A 1,068-nucleotide genomic window follows, 5' to 3' on the forward strand; every position below is an offset into this window, starting at 1 on the left:
CGCTGCCGCCGTATTGCAGCGCCGACGGGCCGCGCAGCACCTCGATGCGATCGGTCACCAGCGCGTCGACCGGCACGGCGTGGTCGTAGCTCAGCGCCGATGCGTCGGGCGCGCCGCCGCCGTTCTGCAGGATGCGGATGCGGTCGCCGTCCTGCCCGCGGATGATCGGGCGGCTGGCGTTGGGGCCGAAGTAGCTGCTGCTCACGCCGGGCACGTTGTTGAGCGTTTCGCCGAGCGTCGATTCGGAGCGCAGCAGCAGCTTGTCGCCCGACAGCGTGGTGGTCGGCGCGATCAGTTCGCTTGCGCCGAGCGGGTTACCGGTGACGGTGACCTCGCGCAGGCTGGCGGCGTCGGCGGGTTGAGACTGCGCCTGGGCCAGGCTTGCGAAAGAGGCAAGCGAGAGAACGGCAACGCCGATGGCGTTGCGGGGGAAATTGGGAGTCATGAATGGACACTCGTTGAAATCAAGGGACGACCGGCCGCCACCCGAGCGAAGCGGGCACAGCAGTCGGAACACATCGGAAATTCAGCGAGTGGAAGGCGGACCGCGTGCCTCGAACAGCACGATCCAGCGGGCGACGGCTTCGCCCTGCAGATACGCGAAGGTGGCCGACGGCAGCACCATCGGCAGCACCAGCAGCGGCACGCCGGGCGCGCTGAAGCCATGCGACAGCCGGTCGTACAGCCGGCACTCGGCGTCGGTCTTGTCGCCGAACAGCGCATGCAGCCAGGTGTGCCGCTGCGCCGGGGCGCGCGCCCCCGAGGCGGCTGCAACCGTGGCGGTCGCGCGCTCGGCGGACAGGGCCCATGCGCGGTCGCCCGGCACGTGCAGCGTGGCATGCACGAGGCCGAGCGTCGACGTCACCCACACTGCGAAGAGCAGCATGAGTGCGACGGTGCGCGAGAGCCTCGTGTGCGTCATCTGGCGTCGGGCCTGTGTCAGAAGTGCGTGGTCATGCTCACGTACAGGCTGCGCCGCGTGCCGTACTGCGGCGCGCCCACGCCCACGCCCGTGCCGTCGCGCAGCAAGTAGCTCTTGTCGAACAGGTTCAGGATGGCGACGCGCCC

2 protein-coding genes are annotated in these 1,068 nt (G+C 69.8%); both read right to left on the bottom strand.

Annotated features, from left to right (window positions below):
- The coding region (locus tag ACSFA3_RS25600; RefSeq protein ID WP_435508126.1) for a TonB-dependent receptor plug domain-containing protein at positions 1 to 445 on the bottom strand (445 nt) is incomplete at its 3' end.
- Positions 446 to 526: 81 nt separating this feature from the next.
- On the bottom strand, positions 527 to 922 hold the full coding sequence (locus ACSFA3_RS25605; RefSeq protein WP_435471089.1) for a hypothetical protein: 396 nt from the start codon (positions 920 to 922) through the stop codon (positions 527 to 529).
- Positions 923 to 1,068: the final 146 nt, after the last annotated feature.

This window comes from Variovorax glucosi, from assembly GCF_051216695.1.
Classification (GTDB): domain Bacteria; phylum Pseudomonadota; class Gammaproteobacteria; order Burkholderiales; family Burkholderiaceae_C; genus Variovorax.